Genomic DNA, 21,441 nt, shown 5'->3' with positions numbered 1-21,441 from the left:
TGAGCGTTTGACCGGTAACTCAAGCATGGGCCACCTTGTTCTCCGCCACCTTAGCAAGCGCTTCCACAAGCGAGGGATCCCTGTCCTCAGGGATTTGTCTTTGAGCGTGGAGGCAGGGGAGATCTTCGCCCTGCTGGGGCCGTCGGGCTGCGGCAAGTCCACCACCCTCAATCTCATCGCCGGCCTGCTGGAGCCGGATCCCTTGCCCTATCCGGGGGAAATCTGGCTGGATGGGATCCCCCTCAACCCTCTGCCGCCGGAACGGCGCGGCGTGACTTTGCTGTCCCAACACAGCCGCCTGTTTCCCCACCTGAGCGTGGGGGAGAATGTCGCTTTTGGCCTGAAAATGCGGGGCATTCCCCGGACAGAGCGGGAGGCTGCCGCCTTGCGCATGCTGGAGCGGGTGCAATTGCCCGGATTGGCTCAGCGTCGGCCTAGCCAGCTTTCTGGCGGACAAGCGCAGCGGGTGGCCCTGGCGCGGGCTTTGGTGATTCGGCCCAAGGTGCTGCTGTTGGATGAACCTTTATCGGCCCTGGATGCCAACCTGCGCCAAGAGATGCAGGCTCTCATCCTGGAGCTGCAGGCGGAAACAGGGGTGACGACGGTGCTGGTTACCCACGATCAAGCAGAAGCCACAGCCATGGCCCAACGCATCGGCCTGATGTTTGAGGGGCAGCTACACCAGGTGGGATCCCCTGTGGAGTTCTATCAGCAGCCGCGCTCCGAGCGCATTGCCCGCTTTTTTGGCGGGGTCAATTTTTTCGATGCGCAGGCGGAGGGTCACCAACTTCGCCTCAACGACGGGATCCGCTTGAAAAGCGCCGCGCCACTCCAAGGTCAGGTGCGGCTGACGGTGCGCCCGGAACAGGTGCAGGTGTTTCCCCATCCGCCCGGCTTGGCCGACAATGTTTTCTTGGCCCAGGTGATGGCGGAACGCTTTGCGGGCACCCAGCGACGGCTGACCTTACAAACCCCTTGGGGCAGTCTGCAGGCTTGGGTGGCTCCCCACCAGGTGTTTGTGCCGGGGCAGACGGTGTGGATCCACTTGCCGACAGAGGCTCTTTGGCCTGTGGGGGTTGGCGGGGATCCCTCACCCCCGGCCCTTTTCCCAAAGGAAGAGGGGAGAGTTTGAGTTAAATCTGGTTTTAGCTGAAAGTTTGATGGGGGTGGTGGCAAGGCTATGCAACCCAAAAGCGTTTTCTGGAAGCGGCGGCAGGTGTTGGCCGGCCTGGGATCCCTGGGGGCTTGGGCGTTGAGTCAAAGCTCTCCGTTTGCCCAGAACACCTCCCAGAACATGGTGGATCTGGGATCCGTGAGCTGGGCAGACATTCTGGAGCGGGCGCGGGGCAGCTCTGTCAACTGGGCCATGTGGAGCGGCAGCGAGGCCATCAATGGCTTCGTGGATGGCTGGGTGAAAAGCCAGTTGCAGGAGCGTTATGGCATTCGCTTGAACCGGATCCCGCTCACGGATACCGTTGAAGCAGTCAACAAGGTGATTGGGGAGGTACAGGCCGGGCTGCGCAGCGGCGGCAGCATCGATCTCATCTGGATCAATGGCAACAACTTCCGCACCCTCAAGCAGGGGAATTTGCTCTTCGGCCCCTTTGCTGAGAAATTGCCCAGCTTGACCTTCTATGATCCCGCCGATATTGCAACGGATTTTGGCCTGCCCACTGAGGGCTATTCTGCACCCTACACCGGCAACTACTTTTTGATGGCCTATGATGCCGAACGGGTGCCCAAGCCCCCCCAGAGCCACGCCGAACTGTTGGCTTGGGCAGAGGCCAACCCAGGGCGATTTACCTACGTGGCCCCGCCGGATTTTCATGGCAGCCGCTTTTTGTTGAGCGCCTTCTATGGTGTGACCGGGGGCTATGCCCAGTACAGCGGGCCGGACTTCGATGCCGATCTCTGGGCGCGACAATCCCCTGCCCTGGTGGAATACCTGAGAAAGCTGGATCCCTTCCTGTGGAGACAGGGCCAAACCTACCCGCCCACCTTTGCCCGCCTGGCGGAGCTTTTTGCCAACGGCGAAGTGTGGCTCATCCCCACCTTTATCGATCAGGTGATCTTACGCAAGGGCAACGGCCAATTTCCCCCCAGCACCACCCCCTATGGGATCCCGGGCACCAGCTTGATCGATCCCTCGTTTACAGCCATTCCCATTAATGCGGCCAATCCTTGGGGGGCAATGGTCCTGGCAGAGGTCTTGGCCAGCCCGGAGGGGCAATTGGAAAAGTTCAAGCCGGAGGTTTGGGGGGATCTGCCGCTCATTGATGTCAGCCGGTTGTCTGCCGACTACCAAACACCTTTTGCCCAGCTGGAGGCTGCTGCCGGGATCCCCATTCAAGAGGCCATTGCTGGGGCAGTGCCCATCGTGAACTCCGAATACACGGTGCAACTGGAGGCCCTCTGGCAGCAACAAGTCTTGCCGGGATAGGGGTCAGGTATGCCCCTCACCCCCAGCCTCTTTCCAAAAGGGGAGGTCTTCTGACATTGGGGGTGGGCCGGGCAATGGCGGAGCAGGATCCTCACCTTGGGGCAACCAAACTTGGAAATGCGTCCATCCATCCGAGCTGTTGACGGAGATATTCCCCCCCATGTGCTCCACCAGTTGCTTCACCAAAGCCAGCCCCAGGCCGGTGCCGCCGTGCTTCCAGCGATCCGATTGCGGGATCCGGTAAAACTTTTCAAAGATGCGGGGCAGCTCTGGCTCTGGGATCTCGCTGCTGTTGCTGCAGACGAAGAGGATCCCCTCTCCTTCTGAGACAGCCCGCAGGTGGATGGATCCCTCAGGATCCGTGTACTTGATGGCGTTGTGCAGCAGCTCGCGCAGAATGCGCCCCAAGCAGGTGGGGTCGGCCCAAAGCGAGGGGATCCCTGCCTCCAGGTGCAGTTGCAGGTGTTGATGTTTGGCTTGGGCCAAAGGCTGAGCCCCGTCCAGCAAATCTTGTAAATACCGCGGCAGAAAAATATTCTCTGGTTGCAGCAGATACGTCCCGGCTCCCAGCCGTCGCATATCCAGCAGGTCGTTAATGAGCTCGATTTGCCGGTTGCACTCTTTCAGGGCAATGGTGAAGTAGTGCCGCTGTTTCTCGGGGTTATCGCGGGTCATTTGCAGCATTTGCAAGGCCATGCGCACATTGGTCATGGGGGTGCGCAGCTCGTGCGAGACGGTGCTGAGGAAATCATCCTTCAGCAGATTCAGCCGCTCCAATTCCTTCACCTGCGCTTGGGCTGCTTGGTACAAACGGGCTTGGCGGATGGCCAGGGCACATAGGTTGGCCACCTGATAGGCCAGTTGAATCTCGTCTTCGGAAAACTCTTGCTCCGGCAGCCGCTCCAACAGCAAAGCTCCCAGCCGCTTCTCTTTGTCCCAAAGGGTGCAGACCAGCAGCCGCACCCAGCGTCCTTCCTTCCGACAACAGCAGTGGATTTCCCATTTCTGCTGCGAGGAAGAATGGGACTGCAGCAGGCGCAAGAACTCCGGGTCGCTGGCGTAGTCTCGGCCATGCAAGGGATCCGCCCTGTCGCCCTGAGCTGCATCAGAAGAGAGAAGGGGGGAGTAGCAGTAGCCGGGGATCCAGGTTGACCCATCTTCTAAAAGCAGCAGGACTTGGCAGCAGGTTAGGCCTAGTGCCTCGGCAAGGGTTTTGACCACTTCTTCCAGGATTTCCCCCTCGTTTAGGCTGACCACCATCCGGCTGCTGATGGCGCGCAGCACCCCCTCAAAATGCAAGGCTTGCTGCAGCTTGGCCGTGCGCAGCTCCACCTGGGCTTCCAGCTCCCGGTTGAGGGCCTGCAACTGCTGTTCTGCCCGTTTCTGCTCGGTGATCTCCCGTCCCACCGATAGGATCTCCACCAGGCGGCCTCGGCTGTCGAAAATGCCCTGATCTACCCAGCTAATCCAGCGGGACTGGCCGTCTTTGCCGGGGTACTCCTGCTCGCTGCTATAAAAAGGACTCTCAGGCGTGAGAGCGGCAAAAGCCTGCAGCACCACCTCCCGCTCTTCTTCCAGCAGCAGATCCCACAAAGCTCGGCCCACCACTTCTTCTACCCGATGATCGAAGAAACGCAATAAAGCAGAGTTGACGTAGGTGATGTGCCCATTGGGCCGAAAGCGACAGATCAGCTCCGTCTGCTGCTCTACCACAGCACGGTACTCCTGCTGCTGCTGCCAGAGACGATCCAGCAGGGCCTGCTGAGCTGCTGCCGCCTGCTGCCAGGCTTTGGCCAGGGTCTGCACCTCCTGGATGGGGCCGGGATCCAAAGGGGGCCAGGGCTGGAAGCCGCTTTGGATAAATTGCTCGGCGATTTGGGTGAGGCGGCGCAGGGGACGGGAGAGAGCTTCGCCGAGGAGGATCCCTGTCCCCAGCATGCTCAGCAATAGCCCACCCCCCAGCAGCGCAGCCTGTTGGGCGCTCCGATGGACTTTGGCCAGAAGGGTTGCCTCTGGGATCCCATGCACAAAATAAAAGCCCAGCCTCCCTTTACTCTGGAGGGACTCCACCTCCACCCAGTAAGGGATCCCTCCGACCTTGAGGCGCAGCGGATTTTGAGAAGAGGCCGTCTCCCAGGAGCCCACCTGCTCTTGCACGGCCACCAGCAGCGGATGGGGAGCAGGCCCCGCCGTACTGGCTACCACCTGTCCTTCCTCGTCCAGCAGAAAGATCGCCCCCATGGGAGAACGGCCTTCCATCTGTTCCAGAAAGGCTTGAAGCTGCCGGACGGAGAGGGAAGCCACTAAGCTGCCATAAACCCGTCCCTCCGAGTCGGTCAGAGACAGGGACGTCATGATCAGCCGCTCTGGATCCTGGGCAGGAAGCTCCGCAAAAAATCGGGTTACCACCCAAGTGTCGCGGATCCCTTCCGACTGCAGGAGCTGGGGAAACCAGAACAACCGCCTCAGATCCACAAAGCCTAACTGCCTCCTCAGGCCAGTGGGATCCCCTGTTTCCGGATCCCGTTGGCGGCCCTGGGCGGATCCCGGCAACAGGCCGGGGGTGTGGTAAGTCCAGATCGACCCATCGGCGTGACGGCGGGCGATCACAAACCCCCCTTGAGCCGAGACAAAGCCGACATAGCTGAGCTCAGGAAATGGCTGCAACTGGCGGGCAAAGTGAGCTTCCAGCACCTCTAGATCGGCTGGGCTGGGGGTTGTCAAATCGGGCAGCAGCCCCCCCCTCACTGCCCCTTGATTGAGGGCATTGATCTGAAGGGGAATTTGCAAATATCTGGCAAGATGCTCTTCGGTGCGGTCGGTAACTTCCCGCCTCAGTTGCTCCGTCAAGCGCAGCGCCAGGTGTCGCCCGCCCTGCCAGGAGAGATAGGCCACTCCCCCCACTCCCCCTGCTACTGAGAGCACTAGGGGCAGCAGCAACGCCACCCGCAAAGGAATGGAGCGGAAAGGCCAACGGGATCGCACTTCAGAAGAACCAGAGGAAGACGGCATGGGATCCCTCACAGAACCTCAGGCTTGGGGAGGTTCCAAAGCCCGCTGCAGAGTGCCAAGGCCGATCTCGGCCGCAATAGCCAGAAGGGCCACTGGAACCGCCCCCACCAGCAAGATAGCGTTGTCATAGAGAGCAAACCCCAGGGTGATAAAAGTGCCCAGCCCTCCCGCGCCGATAAACGCTGCTAGCGTAGCACTGGCAATCACCTCAATCGTAGCGGTTTTAACACCGGCCAAGATCACCGGCAAGGCCAAAGGGATCTCCACGTGCCGTAACACCTGGCCAGGAGTCATGCCCATGCTCAGGGCAGCTTCCCGTAGGGCCGGCTCAAGGCTGCGGAAGGCCACATCCGTGCTGATCAGAATGGGGGGCAGAGCCAGAAGGGTTAGAGCCACAACTGCCGAACGGAAGCTGAGGCCGAAATAGGGGATGGCCAAGAACAAAATGGCCAAGCTGGGGATCACCCGCAGGCTGCTGAACGCATTGATCACCACCAGAGAAAGCATCTGGGAGCGGGAGCTGAAAAAACCCAGCGGCAAACCCAACAGCAGCCCCATTCCCAAAGGCACCGCCACCAGTTGCAGGTGTTGGACGAAGGCTTGAAACAGCGTGTCGCTGTGGTTCTGGGCGTAGCTGAGGGAGCGGGCCAAAAGGCTCATCTAGAGGTGTGTGGATGACAGAGGGATCCAAGACAAGCCCCAGTGTAGCGCCGGCAGGCGATCTTGACAGTGCGGAATAGTGCAGAGCGGGGATTTAGCACCAATCAGGGAGATGGGGTCACTCCAATTTCGGTCTCCGACCTGCTAACGCGGTGCAATCAACCTCAACTTTCTCCCAAGGATTAGAACCCACAGCGCCGCCTGCCGACAAAAATAACCATCTGTTTCACTGCCCATCTGAGTTGCCATCTCTATCCTGCTGATCTTTCTCAATCTTGTCTGGATCCCTGTTTGGGGGGTGGTTGGCTTCTCGCTCTTGTAAGCGGCGGATTTGGGAGCGCACCTGCAAAGCAATCTGTAAAGCAGTCTCTAGGATACGACCCTGTTCGCTGGCCTGCTCGCTCACCTGCAGAGCTGTCAAAGCTGCCAAGTTATCGCCGAAGAACTCGCTCTGCTGCTCGATCAGGTCTTCGTTTTGCCGCAAGATCCGTTCGGTTTTCAAGGCGCGAATGAGATCGGCCCGGGTCAGCTTCAGCGCTTCGATCACCTCAGCCCTCTGGGCCAGCTTCACCTCGGGGTTGCCCGCTTCCACCAACTGGTCGTTGACGTGAATGGCCTGGATGATTCGGTTGTAGCGATCCACCTCCCCCAGCAAGTTCAACAGCAGCGGCATGCGACGGCTGCGGAAAATCCAATAGGCTTGGCCCAGGGCGGCAATAGCCGCCAGGATCCCCCATTCCACCAGCCAAGTGCCCCAAGTGGCCTGTAGGCCAGGGATCCAAATCCGCCCCACCAGGGTAAGTAGGGATCCCCCTGTCCAGAAGGTCAAGAAACGCAAGAACAAGTCCAGCGTCACCAGCAAGCGTAGGAGATCCCAGAAAGCGGAGAACTGGCGCAGGCGATCCTTAAAGCGACGAACGGGCCGAGGCCGATACAACCAAGCCACCGGCACTTGAGAGAGGTTTTGCACTTGAGCTGGGGAGATGATCAGCTCTTGCAAGTCCCGCTGCATCGCCATTTGCTCTGCTGAGGCTGGGAAGTTTTCCCATTGTACTTGCGACCTTGAGCAGCTTGGGCTTGCTCAGGGATCCCTTCCCAGAAAGGAACCTGCTCAACCAAGTCTCGATAGAATGGGGTTCGCTGGGCTGTTTGCGTCTTCACGCCCTCGTGCTCACGTTGTAGGGCAACAGTGAGACACAAGACAGCTCGTCAAACGCAAAGGAGAAGAGCAGGGTGACCAGCCAATTGCGCCAACTGAAGGCCCATCTCGCTGAACCGGAAAACTTTGCCCCCTACGGACAGGTCATTTGCCCCACTCCCGATCACAAACTCTTCGACAGTCAAGATGCTCAGTTGTTCTTGAATCAAGGGCAGCCCCGCTTTTACATCATGCGCTTGCCTCGCCGCGGCCTCAAGTTTACTCAGATCACCCACCACATCCGCTGCACCCAGTGCCTGGGATCCCTGAATGGCAAGGAGTGGTTTATTGGTGTTGCACCCCCTGCCGATGAGCTGCACGTGGATCAGATTCAAGCCTTTCGGGTGCCTGGGGATCGCTTTATCAAACTGGAGATGGGTACCTGGCATGCCGGCCCCTATTTTGACCACGAAGAGTTCATCGATTTCTACAACTTGGAGCTGGCCGACACCAACATCACCGATCACGAAACCATAAACTTACTCCAAACCTACAACCTGGAGTTCCAGATCACCCCCTGACAAGCTTTTGGGGATCCCTTGTCAACTTTCTCGTCAATCGGGCAAAAAGCAGCATTGATCATTGATCACAGCAATCTTTCGCTTGAGCGCAAGAAGAGTTGTGGGGATCCGTACTCCACTATGGGTGGAGAGAGAAAGTGGGCTTGGATCCCAGTCCTAGTGGATGTAGCCGACTTGGGTGAGCGTTCCTTGACTTGGGCTTAACAAAGGAGGGGCGCGGGGAGCTATAAGTCCCGCGCTGTATGCAAAGCATCAGCGTCGGGATACATGGACTCCCCGCACTTGTCGATTCTCTCGATGGGATAAGACAAGTATTTACCAGCAGCTATAGCTTGTGGTAAACTGCCACTATGCTGACCATGAACTACACTTACCGGATCTATCCAGATGCCGCGCAGCAGGCCAAGCTGCGGTCGTGGCTTGAGACGTGCAGAGGCGTGTACAACTACGCTTTGCGCGAACTCAAAGACTGGATTGCTTCCCGTAAGTGTCCCATAGACAGATGCTCACTGGAGAAGGAGTACATCATTCCTGCCGATGAGCCATTCCCGTCTTATCATCGTCAGCAAAATAACCTACCCAAAGCAAAGAAGCAATTCCCGCATTTGGCCAAGGTGCATTCTCAGGTCTTGCAGGCTACGATTCGCAGGCTGCATGATACTTGGGAGGCATTCCAGAAGCGGGGATATGGGTTTCCCCGTTTCAAGAAACAAGGCCAATTTAAGTCTTTTGTGTTTCCCCAGTTCAAGGACAATCCCATCTCCGGCAGCAGTATCAAGCTACCAAAGATAGGAAAAGTGCCTATCAACTTGCATCGTCCTATCCCAGATGGGTTCAAGGTCAAGCAGGTGAGGGTACTGTCCAAGGTAAGAGGGACGCAATGGTATGTCGTCGTTACCATCGAATCGGACATATCGGTTCCCGATGCTCCGGTTCACGGTCGTGCGATTGGGATTGATCTGGGATTGGAACGGTTTTTGACGGTTTCAGATGGTAGCTTCCAGGAGCGACCCAAGTTTTTTAGGTCGATGCAACGCAAGCTGAAATTGCTGCAACGCAGAGCGGCACGAAAACAGAAGGGGTCACGAAACTGGGAGAAGGCACAAATCAAAGTTGCCAGAATGCACCATCGGATTGCGAACCGTCGTAAAGATTTCCACCTGAAGACGGCTCATAAGCTTTGTGACCAAGCGCAAACCATCTTTGCAGAAGACCTCAATGTCACAGGCTTGACACGGGGAATGCTGCGAAAAGGTTGTGTTGATGCCGCCTTTGGACAATTTCTGTCTCTGTTGGAATGGGTGTGCTGGAAACGTGGAGTGTACTTCGCTAAAGTCAACTCCAACGGGACTAGCCAAACCTGTCCCAAATGTTTTGCTACTGTCAGCAAAACGTTGACAGCAAGGGAGCATCATTGTCCTGAGTGTGGGTATCGAACTCATCGTGACCATGCAGCAGCAGAAATGGTTTTGCATCGTGGACTAGAGAATGTAGTAGCCCAGGGACTCTGGGGAACGGAAACAGCCTGCCAAGTCGTTCTGTCGGGGGTCTATGACCTAGATAAGTGGCGTGGGGCAGGAATGCCTAACCGTGAGGTTAGGAAGCCCGCGCTGTACCCGTAGGGTCAGCGTCGGGAGGATGTCACGTTATACCCTTGTCGGCATAAGTTTTGACGCTGTGGCCCACTCGGCCAGGTGATAGAACAGGGTCAAACCCAACAGCATTTGGGAGGTTTGTTGTCATGGCTACGTTGCAACCCAAAGTGACCCACCAGCTTTTGGCGGCCTTAGCCCTGTTTGCCTGTCTGGGCTTGTTGCCTGCTTGTGGCGAGAGCAGCAGCAGCACCGTCAGCCCCCCCAGCATCACCCCCACCCCCACCGGCTCATAATTCGGCTGGTTTTTGCATGCCCTTGCAGCGGTTGCCCAAGTTGGTTCAGCTTTGGGCTTTGAGGATCGCGGGGATCTTTTGTCTTTGTCTGCTGGCGGCCTGTGGAGGATCCCCTACCTCGATGGAGCCACCGCGGGCAGGGGAAGTGCCGATTGCCAGCTTCCTGTGCCGGTTGGATCGCCAGACCCGCAGCTTCACGGGGCCTATTTACGCCGAACAGCCCCAGGTTGCTACCTGCAACCCCGGTCGCCTTACGCCTGCAGCAGCCCAAAAGATGATGGATCGGCTGAATTTTCTACGGCTGTTGCACCAGTTACCGCCGGTGAAGCTCAATCCTCAGTTCCTAGAAGCCGCCCAGCAAGCGGCCTTGATGCAGGTAGCCAATGGTACTCTCAGCCACCAGCCGCCCCCTTCTTGGCGCTGCTTTACCCCTGCCGGGGAGGCGGGATCCCGCTTCAGCAACCTGGCGGTTGGGCCCATCCTAGAGCTGAACGGCCCCGATCCAGGCCGGGTGTTGGCGCGGCAGGTGGATATCTACTTTGCCGAGCCAGGTCGAGAAAACTTTGTGGATGTGGGGCATCGCCGCTGGAACCTGTATCCTCAGTACGCCCAGGGGGCCTACGGCATTGTCTTTGACCCACGGGCTGGACGGGTGACCCAGGCCAACGCCAACTGGATCTTCGGTTTTGACGAGTCGGTGCCAGATCCAGAGTTCATCGCCTTCCCGGAGAAAGACGGCTACCTCTACCGCCTAGAAGGGTTTTCCGGCCAGCCCCTGTCTGCCTACCGCTGGTCTTTCTCGGTGCCCAGCCGTGGCGGCAAGGCTGATCTCAGCCAAGCCCAAGTCCGCATCACCGATGCCCTCAGCGGCGAGCCGGTGCCTGTTGGAGATCTCCGCGTGGGGGATCCCGCCTTTGGCCTGGAAACTTTGACCTACTCCGTGGGTTCGATCCAGCCCAATCGCAACTACACCTTTGAAATTAGCGGCATTCGCCTCAACGGTGGCCCCCCCCGCAGCTACCGCTACACCACCGCTCTCTACGACTGCGATCCCCAAACTTCCCAACGGCCCGCACCCCTCACCGAAGGGCTGGGGATCCCGCCCCGTCTGCTCTGGCAGAGGGAGCCTTTCAACTCTTTCAACCCTCTCAACTAGCTTTTCCTCACCCCCAGCCCCTTTCCCAAAGGGGAGAGGGGAGTCTGCTGCTCCTAGAAGCCTGACCTTATGCACAAATTGCAATCAGAAGGTGACAAAATAGCATAACTTGTTACAAAGTGTAACGGCCAATACCAAAGTTAACGGTTCGTCATCGCTAGGGTAGCCAGTGTTCACCCCACGGCAGCGATCATGGCGAACCAATTTGAACGCCTCAAAAGCGAAAAGGATGGGCTGGCGGTCAAGGCCGAGCTGGAGGCGTTTGCCCGGATGGGTTGGGAGAACATTCCTGAAGACGACCGGGATCACCGCCTCAAGTGGCTGGGGATCTTCTTTCGCAAGCGCACCCCAGGTCAGTTCATGCTGCGGCTGCGCCTGCCCAATGGGATCCTGACCAGCGGCCAAATGCGGATGTTGGGCGCAATCATCCACCCCTATGGAGAACAGGGCGTAGCCGACATCACCACCCGGCAGAACCTGCAACTGCGGGGCATCCCCATCGAGGAAATGCCCCAGATCCTGGGCTACCTGAAAGAGGTAGGCCTGACCAGCATCCAGTCGGGCATGGACAACGTGCGCAACATCACGGGATCCCCTCTGGCCGGTATTGACCCGGATGAGCTGATCGATGTGCGCGGTCTCACCCGCAAGGTGCAGGACATGGTTACCAACAACGGCGAGGGCAACCCTTCCTTCAGCAACCTGCCGCGCAAGTTCAACATCGCCCTCTGCGGTTGTCGCGACAACTCGGTGCATGCCGAGATCAACGACCTGGCCTTTGTGCCCGCCTTCAAAAATGGCCGTCTGGGCTTCAACGTCCTGGTGGGCGGCTTTTTCTCTGCTCGCCGCTGCGCCGAGGCAATTGGCCTAGATGTCTGGGTGGATCCCCGCGATGTAGTTCCCCTGTGTGAGGCGGTGCTGCTGGTCTACCGGGATCACGGCCTGCGGGCCAACCGGCAAAAGGCGCGGTTGATGTGGCTCATTGACGAGTGGGGCCTAGAGAAGTTCCGGGCGGCTGTGGAGCGCCAGACGGGCCACCCTCTGCTCAGGGCAGCGGAAAAAGATGAGGTGGTCTGGCACAAGCGGGATCTGCTGGGGGTGCATGCCCAGAAGCAGCCGGGCCTCAACTTCGTCGGCCTGCATGTGCCGGTGGGGCGGCTCAACGCCCTGGAGATGATGGAGCTGGCCCGCTTGGCGGAGGTGTACGGCTCCGGGGAGCTGCGGCTGACAGTGGAGCAGAACGTGCTCATCCCCAATGTGCCCGACTCCCGAGTGGCCCCGCTCCTCAAAGAGCCGCTCTTGAAGAAGTTCTCCCCCAACCCAGGGCCCTTGCAGCGGGGGTTGGTGTCCTGTACGGGCAACCAGTTCTGCAACTTTGCCCTTATCGAGACCAAAAACCGGGCTGTGGCCTTGATGGAGGAGCTGGAGGCGGAGCTGGAGATCCCCCAAACGGTGCGCATCCACTGGACGGGCTGCCCCAACTCCTGCGGCCAACCCCAAGTAGCCGATATCGGCCTTATGGGCACCACTGCTCGCAAGGACGGCAGGGTGGTGGAGGCCGTGGACATCTACATGGGGGGAGAGGTGGGCAAAGACGCCAAGCTGGGCGAATGCGTGCGCAAAGGGATCCCTTGCGAAGACCTCAAGCCGGTCTTGGTGGAGTTACTCAGGGAGCACTTTGGGGCCAAGCCGCGTCAGCATCCGTCCGCCGCCCAGGCTTCTGTTTTGGTAACCCGCTAGCGGTTCTGTTGCCGTCCTGAAAGTTTTTCTTTCTTCGTCGTTGTAAATCTTGGAGGTTTCGATGTCTAAGCTGTTCAGCACTTCCTCTCCCGTCTCCCGTCGGCAATTTTTGGCCGGGGTGGCTGCTCTCACGGCTGGGGCGGCCACGGCTGGGATCCCGCGCGCCCAATCGCAATCCTTGGGCAAAGGCTACTGGGTGGCGCAGGCCGATACTCCCGAAACCACCAGCGCCAAGCTGGGGTTCATCGCTCTAACCGACGCGGCCCCCCTGATCATCGCCAAAGAAAAGGGGTTCTTTGACAAGTACGGCATGAAGGACGTAGAGGTGGTCAAGCAGGCCTCTTGGGGCACCACCCGCGACAACTTGGTGCTGGGATCCGCCGCCGGCGGCATCGATGGGGCACACATCCTCACCCCCATGCCCTACCTCATCACCACCGGCAAAGTTACCGATGGCAAGCCGGTGCCTATGTACATTTTGGCCCGTCTCAATCTGGACGGTCAGGGCATCAGCATTTCCAACCAATATCGGGATTTGCAAATCGGCCTGGATAGTTCCCCCCTCAAGGCCAAGTTTGCCGAGCTTCGAGCTGCCGGCAAAGATCCCAAATGCGCGATGACCTTCCCCGGCGGTACCCACGACATGTGGATGCGCTACTGGCTGGCCGCAGGCGGGATCGATCCCACTAGCGACGTCTCCGTCATTGTGGTGCCGCCGCCGCAGATGGTGGCCAATATGAAATCCAGAACCATGGAAGCCTTCTGTGTGGGCGAGCCTTGGAATGCCCAGCTGGTGAACCAAAAAGAGGGGTATAGTGCCCTCACCACCGGCGAGCTGTGGAACGGCCACCCGGAAAAGGCCTTTGCCCTGCGGGCCGACTGGGTGGATGCGCACCCGAAAGCCACCCTTGCCCTGTTGAAAGCGGTGCTAGAAGCCCAGATCTGGTGCGAGCAGATGGAAAACAAAGAGGAGATGTGTCGCATCATCGGCGACCGCCGCTGGCTGGGGGTGCCTGTGCCCGATATCTTGGGCCGTTCTCGGGGCACTTTTGACTACGGCACCGGCAAGGTCGTTGAAAACAGCCCCCACCTGATGAAGTTCTGGCAGAACTACGCTTCCTACCCCTTCAAGAGCCACGATCTCTGGTTCTTGACCGAAAACATCCGCTGGGGCTATCTGCCTGCCGACACCGATACCAAAGCCTTGGTGGAGCGGGTGAATCGGGAAGAACTCTGGCGAGAAGCTGCCAAAGCCATTGGTCAGGGGGCAGCCATTCCCCCCAGCACCTCTCGAGGAGTGGAAACCTTCTTCGACGGGGTGCAGTTCGATCCCGAAAATCCTGCCGCCTACCTGGAGAAATTGGCGATTAAGAAGCTGGCCTAGCCTGATCTTCTCAATTCTTCCAGAGCAAGTTGCAAAAACCCTTGCAAGCCCTCTGCCCAGGAGAGAAGGGATCCCCGAATCCCCACAAAGAGTGTTCAACTGAAACCCCTTCTCTCTTGGGATCCTCTTAAGTTGACTTCAACCTTACTCCCAGCAAGCCATGAGGATTTTCCACTCTGCCCTACAGTTGGGCTACCACCTCTTTCGGATCCTGCTTCCCCTACTGGTTGGCCTAGGCCACTGGCTGCTGAAAACCAGCCCAGGCTTTGTTCTTCAGTCCAATGCCGGGCTCCACTCCCCGGCCAGCTCTGCATCTTCTTCTGCTTCTGCTTGGAGGCAGCGAGTCCAAATCCACCAAGTGCTGCGCCGCGTTCTTTTGCCCACCACGGCCATTTTAATAGTGCTCGTTCTCTGGCAAATTGCCTATAGCCGCCCCGGAGCCAACTTGCCCACCCCTCTCCAGGTTTGGCAGGACACCTGGGATCCCCTCATTAAAGATCCCTTTTTTGACTATGGCGGCAATGCCAAAGGGCTGTTCTGGCAAATTTGGGCCAGCTTGCGGCGGGTGTTCATTGGGTTTGCCCTGGCCGGCTTGGTGGGGGTTGTGGGCGGCATGATCATCGGGGTCAATCGCTGGCTGTACGAGGCTTTGGATCCCATTTTTCAGGTGCTGCGCACGGTGCCGCCTTTGGCCTGGCTGCCGATTTCTTTGGCTGCCTTTCGAGATGCCAACCCTTCCGCCATTTTTGTAATCTTCATTACGGCTCTCTGGCCCATTTTGATCAACACCGTTGCCGGCGTACAGCGGATCCCTCAGGACTACCGCAACGTGGCCAGAATTGTGCGCATGTCCGGCTGGAAGTACTTTTTCAAAATCGTTTTCCCGGCAACTGTGCCCTACATTTTTACCGGCTTGCGCATTGGGGTGGGCTTGTCTTGGCTGGCCATTGTGGCAGCGGAAATGTTGATTGGCGGTGTGGGCATTGGATTTTTCATCTGGGATGCCTGGAATAGCTCCCGCATCAGCGAAATCATTCTGGCTTTGATCTATGTCGGGATGGTGGGTCTTCTGCTGGATCGCATCACGGCTTGGATTGGCTCGCTGGTGGTGGCTGAGGATCGCTAAATGAGCTTGGCCGAGTTTTAGATTGGTTGCTGACAATTCTCCATGCTCTCAGAAATCATCTCAGGGGAATCATGAAGACCCAGCCTTACATTGAAGTGGATCATGTCGACAAGGAATTTCTCCTCGACAACGGAGAGGTCTATCCTGTCCTGAAAGACATCCACCTGGAGATCCAAAAAGGGGAATTTGTCTCGTTGATCGGCCACTCCGGCTGTGGCAAATCGACCCTACTCAACATCATCGCCGGCCTGGAAAAGCCTTCCCGAGGGGGCATTCTCCTGGAGGGCCGACAAGTTACAGATCCCGGCCCGGATCGCATGGTGGTGTTTCAGAACTATTCCCTGCTGCCCTGGCTGACCGTGCGGGAGAACGTTGCCCTGGCTGTGGACGAGGTGCTGGGATCCCTTCCCAAAGCAGAGCGAAGCCGGATTGTGGAAGAGCACATCCGCCAGGTGGGGTTGCAGGGGGCAGCCGACAAGCGACCGGCCCATCTGTCAGGAGGGATGAAACAGCGGGTAGCCATTGCCCGGGCTTTGGCCATCCGTCCGCGGGTGCTGCTGTTGGATGAGCCCTTTGGCGCTCTGGATGCCTTGACGCGCGGCAACCTGCAGGAGCAACTGATGGAGATTGCCCAGGCGGAGCAGCTCACCTGTGTCATGGTTACCCACGATGTGGATGAGGCCCTCTTGCTTTCGGATCGGGTGGTGATGATGACCAATGGCCCGGAGGCCCGCATTGGCCAGATTTTGCGGATCCCTTTTCCTCGGCCCCGCCATCGTTTGGAAGTGGTGCGTCACCCCGACTACTACAGCCTGCGGGGAGAGATGATCTACTTTCTCAACCAGCAAAAGCGGGCTCGCCAAAAAACGCCTGTTCGCGTGGCCATTGCCAAACACGGCCTGGAGAAGGTCAATTTGGAGATTGGCTTTGTGCCCCTCAACGACTGCGCGCCTCTGGTGGTGGCCCAGCAAAAGGGCCTGTTTCAAAAGTACGGCCTGGAGCAGGTCACCCTGGTGCGAGAGCCAGGCTGGAAGACCATCTGGGAAGGGATCCGCTCCGGTCGGCTGGATGCGGCCATGGTGGTGGCCGGGATCCCGTTGGCTTCCACCTTGGGAGTAGGGGGAGTTCCGGTGCCTTTGATTACCGCGCTAACCCTCTCCCGCGGCGGCAACGCCATTACCTTTGGGCGCAGACTTTTGGAGCGAGGCGTTCAAAGCCTGGCGGATTTTCGCCAATACCTCAACCACACCCCCGACACAGTCCACACCCTGGGAGTGGTTCATCCGGCTTCCATGCAAAACTTCCTGTTGCGGCACTGGCTGGCCGGTGGGGGGGTGGATCCGGATCGGGACGTTACGTTGACGGTGATCCCACCCCCGCAGATGGTGGCCCATCTCAAGGCCGACAACATCGACGGCTACTGCGTCGGCGAGCCCTGGAACTCCCGCGCCGTGCGGGAACAGTTGGGATTTATCGTCACCACCACCCCTGAAATCTTACCCAGCCACATTGAAAAAGTGCTGACAGTGCGCCAGGATTGGGCGCAAAACTACCCCCGTACCCATGTAGCTCTGGTCAAGGCACTACTGGAGGCTTGCCACTACTGCGATCAGCCGCAGCACCGTTCTGAGATCTTGGAGTGGCTGGCTCAGCCCCAGTATGTGGGCGTGGCCCTGGAGGATCTGCAGCCGGGGTGGACGGGTATTCTGCAGCGGGGAATTGCCGATGAATCCCAAGCCCTCACCGGTTTTCACCAGTTTGCCAACGGGCGCAACACCTGTCCCGAAAGGTTGGAACACCTCTGGATCTTGACGCAGATGGCTCGCTGGGGACTCTGCGCTTTTCCCCGCAATTGGGTTTCGGTTCTCGACCAAGTTCTGGACAGCGAAACCTACGCCCTAGCCGCCAGAGAACTGGGCCTGCCGGATCGGGCCCACGACCGCGGAGCTTTACTCTTTGCCGATGGATCCCGCTTTGACGGAGAGGATCCCGTTGCTTACCTGGAGTCGGTGGCCATCCGGCAGGATCTGAAGCTGCAGGAGTACCGGCTCAGCGAAGTTTAGCTTTTGTTACCTTAGCCCCTCAATTGGAAAACACCATGATGACCAGTTCTCGCCTATCTTCCTCACCGCTATCTTCTGCATCTCCGGTTGCAGGACTGCCCCTTCTTTGTCTTCAGAATGTGGGCAAGACCTACTTCACCTCAGCAGGGCCCTTCGTTGCGCTGGAAAATATCAATCTGGAAGTGGCCGCCGGTGAGTTTGTTTGCATTATCGGCCACTCGGGTTGTGGCAAATCCACCTTGATCAACATGGTGGCGGGTTTTTCGACTCCCACTTTGGGATCCATTACCCTCAAGGGCCAGCCCATCACCTCCCCAGGGCCAGATCGGATGATGGTGTTTCAACATTATTCCCTTTTGCCCTGGCTGACTGCCTTTGAAAATATTTATCTGGTGGTGGATCAGGTGTACCCAACCAAACCCCGGTGGGAAAAAAGGGAAATTGTTCAAGAACATCTGGAATTGGTAGGTTTGGCGGAAGCAGCCCACAAGCGGCCCAAGCAGCTTTCTGGAGGCATGAAGCAAAGGGTAGCCATTGCCCGTGCTCTTGCCGTTCGTCCGCAAGTTTTGCTCTTGGATGAGCCTTTTGGGGCCTTGGATGCCATTACCAAGGAAGATCTACAAGATGAGCTGCTGGCCATTTGGCGGGATCACCGCTGCACGGTTTTGATGATTACTCATGACATCGACGAAGCTCTTTACTTGTCAGACCGGGTGGTAATGATGACCAACGGCCCCGCTGCCCATATCGGTGAGATCTTGACCATTCCCTTTGAGCGACCGCGCATCCGCTCCCGCATTATGGAAATGCCTGAGTTCTACGAATTGCGTAACCGCGCCCTTGACTTCCTCTATCGTCGCTTTGCCCATAGGGAGGATTAAGCTAGGAATCAAAACGCTTGGAGAGGGAAGTTGATGGCCGCTGCTCCGGTTCAGGTAGTTCCAACCGATCTCCCAATGGAGGAGCGGGTCTCTACCCTGCCCAAAACCCTTGCCGACTATCTGGCCAATCCAGTTGCCCAAACCAAATGGGTAGATGGCTACATTGTAGAGAAAGTGGGGCAAACCTTAGGGCATGCAAAGCTCCAAACCCGACTTCTCATCCGTTGGCTCGGTTATGTTGAATGTCTGCCAGTGGGGGGTATGGTTTTGGTGAAGGCTCCCTGCCAAACGACAGGCAAAGTCAGAAGACCTGATGTTGCCTACCTGTCTCCAGATTTAATCCAGCAATTTGGAGAGGATATTGCCACTTTGCCGCAGAGCTATCCCCTCACTGGAGAGATCCTCTCCCCAACCGACTCTGGAGAGGACATTTTCTTGAAAGCCCAGGAGTATCTCAGCTCCGGTGCGCTGGAAGTCTGGCTGGTTTTTCCCAAAAGCAAATTTATTTTTATCCAGACTCAGGATCGCCACCTTTGGCTAACCGAACAAGAGACTGCCAAAAGCCAGGTTGTATTGCCCGGATTTGAGATCCAAGTGGCCGATCTCCTCGGCTAAGAGATCCTTAACCTGATGGCCTATCGGGATCCAAAATGCAAGACACTTATCCATCCTGACAGGGATCCCAACTCATGGTGACCGCGATGGAGTCGGAAAAAGCTGTCATCAAAACCCTATGTCCCTATTGCGGTGTGGGATGTGGATTGGAGGCGGTTTCGACAGCCTCAGGTGACTGGAAAATGAGAGGCGACCGGGAGCATCCTTCCAGCTTGGGGATGGTCTGTGTAAAAGGGGCTACGGTTCTGGAGGCAGTTGGTCGAGATCGGCTGCTCTCTCCCCTGTTTCGGGAGAGCTTGGATCAGCCCTTTCGCCGCATTTCTTGGGATCAGGCTTTTGAGGAGATGGTTTCTCGGCTGCGCTGCCTCAAAGACAACCCTCACTCCATGGCTATGTATGGATCGGGGCAGTTGCTCACTGAAGACTATTACGTTGCTCAAAAGCTGATGAAAGGCTGTCTGGGCACCAATAATTTTGACACCAACTCGCGCCTGTGCATGTCCTCGGCTGTCTCAGCCTACACCCAATCCCTGGGATCCGACGGTCCCCCCTGCTGCTACGAGGATCTCGATCTCTGCAATCTGGCTTTTCTGGTGGGCACCAACACCGCCGAGTGCCACCCCATTCTTTTTAATCGCTTGAAGAAGCGGCACAAGCCCGGATCCCCCCTCAAAATGGTGGTCGTGGATCCCCGGCGCACTCAGACAGCAGAAGCTGCTGATCTCCACTTAAAAATTTGTCCTGGAACCGATATCGATCTTTTCAATGGGATTGCCCATTTGTTGTTAAAGTGGGGATCAATGGCTACCGATTTTATCGAGGGCTGCACCCAAGGTTTTGCTGAATATGCAGCTTTGCTGGCCGATTATGAACCGCAGATTGTGGCCCAGCGCTGCGGAATTGCCACCGAGGATTTGATCGAAGCAGCCAAGCTTTGGCAGGGATCCCAGAGAGTTCTATCCCTTTGGTCGATGGGCCTAAACCAGTCCAGCGAGGGCACCGCCAAGATCACCAGCTTAATCAACCTGCATCTCCTGACCGGGCAAATTGGCCGACCGGGGACGGGCCCCTTTTCCTTGACCGGCCAGCCCAATGCCATGGGTGGTCGAGAGGCGGGGGGGTTATCTCATCTGCTGCCGGGATATCGGCTGGTGAGCCATCCCCAGCATCGGGCAGAGGTGGAGCAGGCTTGGGGTTTGCCCGGCGGCTCCATCTCCCCCCACCCAGGACTGAGGGCCACCGAGATGATTGCCGCTCTGGAGACGGGATCCCTGCAGTTCTTTTGGATTGTGGCCACCAATCCTTTGGTGAGCTTTCCGGATCTGGAACGGGTCAAAAAAGCCCTGAAAAAGTCTCCCTTTACTGTTTATCAAGAGGCTTATTACCCTACGGAAACGGCAGAATATGCCCATTTGCTTTTGCCTGCCTGTCAGTGGAGCGAGAAAACCGGGGTGATGACCAACTCCGAGCGCAGGGTTACCCTTTGTCAAGCCTTTCGAGATCCCCCTGGCGAAGCCCGACCCGATTGGGAGATCTTTGCTGAAGTGGGGCGCAGGTTGGGCTTTGAAGCGCAATTTTCCTTCCAAACCGCGGCAGAGGTTTATGCAGAATTTGCCGCCCTTACCGCAAATCGCCTCTGCGATCACTCCGGCCTCAGCCATGCCCTTTTGGCAGAACAAGGCCCTCAGCAATGGCCTTATCCCAAAGAAAGAACCTCGGCCCCTAAGTCCACTCGCCTCTACACAGATTGGCGTTTCCCGACCCCCGATGGCCGCGCCCGCTTTATCCCCCACCATTCCCGTGGCCTAGCAGAGCCGCCGGATCCCCAGTTTCCCTACGTATTAACCACGGGCAGGCTTTACGGCCATTGGCACACCCAAACCCGTACCGGCAGGATTGAAAAAATCAAGCACATGCACCCCCAACCCTTTATGGAGATCCATCCTCGCGATGCGGAAAAGCTGGGCCTCCAAGATGGGGATTGGGTTCAGGTGCGTTCTGCCCGCGGGCGGGCCTATTTCCCGGCCAAGATAACTGCCAACATTGCCCCTGGAACAGTGTTTGTGCCCATGCACTGGGGATCCCTCTGGGCAGAACAAGCTGAGTGTAATGCCCTCACCCATGACATCAGTTGTCCCGATTCCGGACAGCCGGAATTAAAAGCCTGCGCCGTTGCTCTTGAGAAAGCCGATCCACCGCTCAAGCAATCCCCTCAACTCTAGATTTGGTTCCTAATCGAGGTTCCCATGACTCTGTTTCAGTTTGAGCAAGATTTTGCCGACTCTCTGCGATGCATCCCCATGACCTTGCGCCTAAAGCTGGATTTGTGCGGGATCAAGCTCAAGCTCCATCAATGGACCAAGTTTTCCTTAGAAGAGCGGCGGAAGTGTGTTGATTGGCCCTCTGAATCTCCACAGGATCTAGAAGAACTCCGCAACCATCTGCGCCATTTGGTTCGCTCCATCTGCCACGAAGAGGTGCAAGAGATTCCCATTGATCCCCAGCCTGAATGGCAAAATCCCAACCAGATCCCAATGGCTGTCCAACAAAAAGCTCAAGACCTGGGGATCCGGCTTGCCCTCGATTTCTGGAGAAACTTGCACGATATCCAGAGATTTGCCTTGCTGAAGTTGAGCCGATCCCATCACGAAAACAAAAATTTCTTGCCCGCTCTGCGAGAGTTTGGCGTAAACTACCCAGCTCCGACCGCTAAGCGGTACGGAGCGGGCTTTCAGTAGCCCTGAGCCTGCTCTGCTC

At 57.6% G+C, this 21,441-nt stretch carries 17 protein-coding genes; 14 read left to right on the top strand and 3 right to left on the bottom strand.

Annotation, left to right across the window (positions count from 1 at the left end):
* The first annotated feature begins 25 nt into the window (after positions 1–25).
* Both NW840_RS12510 and NW840_RS12505 read left to right on the top strand, forming a co-directional pair.
* Entirely contained in the window at positions 26–1,132 is a 1,107-nt protein-coding gene (locus tag NW840_RS12510; protein WP_414344619.1) for an ABC transporter ATP-binding protein, read from the top strand.
* 48 nt (positions 1,133–1,180) lie between these two features.
* A complete protein-coding gene (locus NW840_RS12505) occupies positions 1,181–2,440 on the top strand; it encodes an ABC transporter substrate-binding protein (protein ID WP_414344617.1) in 1,260 nt (419 codons plus the stop codon).
* A gap of 3 nt (positions 2,441–2,443) precedes the next feature.
* Here the strand turns inward: NW840_RS12505 and NW840_RS12500 are convergent, their stop codons facing one another.
* The 3 genes from NW840_RS12500 to NW840_RS12490 all read right to left on the bottom strand — a co-directional run bounded on the left by NW840_RS12500 (position 2,444) and on the right by NW840_RS12490 (position 7,130).
* Positions 2,444–5,452, bottom strand: coding sequence for an ATP-binding protein (locus tag NW840_RS12500; RefSeq protein ID WP_414344616.1), 3,009 nt, complete (start codon positions 5,450–5,452; stop codon positions 2,444–2,446).
* An 18-nt stretch (positions 5,453–5,470) separates the two neighbouring features.
* On the bottom strand, positions 5,471–6,112 hold the full coding sequence (locus NW840_RS12495; protein WP_414344615.1) for an ABC transporter permease: 642 nt from the start codon (positions 6,110–6,112) through the stop codon (positions 5,471–5,473).
* A gap of 226 nt (positions 6,113–6,338) precedes the next feature.
* Positions 6,339–7,130, bottom strand: coding sequence for a hypothetical protein (locus NW840_RS12490; RefSeq protein ID WP_414344613.1), 792 nt, complete (start codon positions 7,128–7,130; stop codon positions 6,339–6,341).
* Positions 7,131–7,345: 215 nt separating this feature from the next.
* Here NW840_RS12490 and NW840_RS12485 point away from each other — a divergent pair, with 215 nt between their 5' ends.
* The 12 genes from NW840_RS12485 (at position 7,346) to NW840_RS12430 (ending at position 21,422) form a co-directional block, all read left to right on the top strand.
* Positions 7,346–7,831, top strand: a complete 486-nt coding sequence (locus tag NW840_RS12485; RefSeq protein WP_414344611.1) for an ureidoglycolate lyase — start codon at positions 7,346–7,348, stop codon at positions 7,829–7,831.
* 359 nt (positions 7,832–8,190) lie between these two features.
* Complete coding sequence (locus NW840_RS12480; RefSeq protein WP_011434239.1) at positions 8,191–9,453, top strand: RNA-guided endonuclease InsQ/TnpB family protein; 1,263 nt, start codon at positions 8,191–8,193, stop codon at positions 9,451–9,453.
* 119 nt (positions 9,454–9,572) lie between these two features.
* On the top strand, positions 9,573–9,719 hold the full coding sequence (locus NW840_RS12475; RefSeq protein ID WP_187147246.1) for a hypothetical protein: 147 nt from the start codon (positions 9,573–9,575) through the stop codon (positions 9,717–9,719).
* A 16-nt stretch (positions 9,720–9,735) separates the two neighbouring features.
* The gene (locus NW840_RS12470) at positions 9,736–10,875 is read left to right on the top strand and encodes a CAP domain-containing protein (RefSeq protein ID WP_414344610.1); all 1,140 of its coding nucleotides are present in this window, start codon (positions 9,736–9,738) and stop codon (positions 10,873–10,875) included.
* Between the two features lie 192 nt (positions 10,876–11,067).
* Positions 11,068–12,615, top strand: a complete 1,548-nt coding sequence (locus NW840_RS12465; protein ID WP_414344609.1) for a ferredoxin--nitrite reductase — start codon at positions 11,068–11,070, stop codon at positions 12,613–12,615.
* A 61-nt stretch (positions 12,616–12,676) separates the two neighbouring features.
* Positions 12,677–13,999, top strand: coding sequence for a CmpA/NrtA family ABC transporter substrate-binding protein (locus NW840_RS12460; RefSeq protein ID WP_414344608.1), 1,323 nt, complete (start codon positions 12,677–12,679; stop codon positions 13,997–13,999).
* A 160-nt stretch (positions 14,000–14,159) separates the two neighbouring features.
* Entirely contained in the window at positions 14,160–15,125 is a 966-nt protein-coding gene (ntrB, locus tag NW840_RS12455) for a nitrate ABC transporter permease (RefSeq protein ID WP_414344607.1), read from the top strand.
* 71 nt (positions 15,126–15,196) lie between these two features.
* The gene (locus NW840_RS12450) at positions 15,197–17,188 is read left to right on the top strand and encodes a nitrate ABC transporter ATP-binding protein (RefSeq protein ID WP_414344606.1); all 1,992 of its coding nucleotides are present in this window, start codon (positions 15,197–15,199) and stop codon (positions 17,186–17,188) included.
* A 38-nt stretch (positions 17,189–17,226) separates the two neighbouring features.
* Positions 17,227–18,069, top strand: a complete 843-nt coding sequence (locus NW840_RS12445; RefSeq protein WP_414344626.1) for an ABC transporter ATP-binding protein — start codon at positions 17,227–17,229, stop codon at positions 18,067–18,069.
* Positions 18,070–18,102: 33 nt separating this feature from the next.
* Positions 18,103–18,684: a Uma2 family endonuclease gene (locus NW840_RS12440; RefSeq protein ID WP_414344604.1), complete on the top strand. Its 582-nt coding sequence runs from the start codon at positions 18,103–18,105 to the stop codon at positions 18,682–18,684.
* A gap of 86 nt (positions 18,685–18,770) precedes the next feature.
* Positions 18,771–20,906: a molybdopterin oxidoreductase family protein gene (locus NW840_RS12435; RefSeq protein WP_414344625.1), complete on the top strand. Its 2,136-nt coding sequence runs from the start codon at positions 18,771–18,773 to the stop codon at positions 20,904–20,906.
* Positions 20,907–20,930: 24 nt separating this feature from the next.
* On the top strand, positions 20,931–21,422 hold the full coding sequence (locus NW840_RS12430; protein WP_414344602.1) for a nitrate reductase associated protein: 492 nt from the start codon (positions 20,931–20,933) through the stop codon (positions 21,420–21,422).
* Positions 21,423–21,441: the final 19 nt, after the last annotated feature.

This window comes from Synechococcus sp. R5-13, assembly GCF_047462015.1.
Taxonomy (GTDB): domain Bacteria; phylum Cyanobacteriota; class Cyanobacteriia; order Thermostichales; family Thermostichaceae; genus Thermostichus.
Note: the sequence above shows the minus strand (reverse complement) of the source record. Positions and strands in the feature narration are given on the sequence as shown.